A 223-nucleotide genomic window follows, 5' to 3' on the forward strand; every position below is an offset into this window, starting at 1 on the left:
TTTTTTTTTTTTTTTTTTTTTTTTTTTTTTTTTTTTTTTTTTTTTTTTTTTTTTTTTTTTTTTTTTTTTTTTTTTTTTTTTTTTTTTTTTTTTTTTTTTTTTTTTTTTTTTATTTTTTTTTTTTTTTTTTTTTTTTTTTTTTTTTTTTTTTTTTTTTTTTTTTTTTTTTTTTTTTTTTTTTTTTTTTTTTTTTTTTTTTTTTTTTTTTTTTTTTTTTTTTTTT

General features: G+C 0.0%; 1 protein-coding gene. It reads right to left on the bottom strand.

The window, feature by feature from the left end; all coding sequences use genetic code 11:
* The coding region (locus PSI23_RS23790; RefSeq protein WP_269665255.1) for a hypothetical protein at positions 1–223 on the bottom strand (223 nt) is incomplete at both ends.

It is taken from the genome of Xenorhabdus yunnanensis, assembly GCF_028598805.1.
Classification (GTDB): Bacteria; Pseudomonadota; Gammaproteobacteria; order Enterobacterales; family Enterobacteriaceae; genus Xenorhabdus; species Xenorhabdus yunnanensis.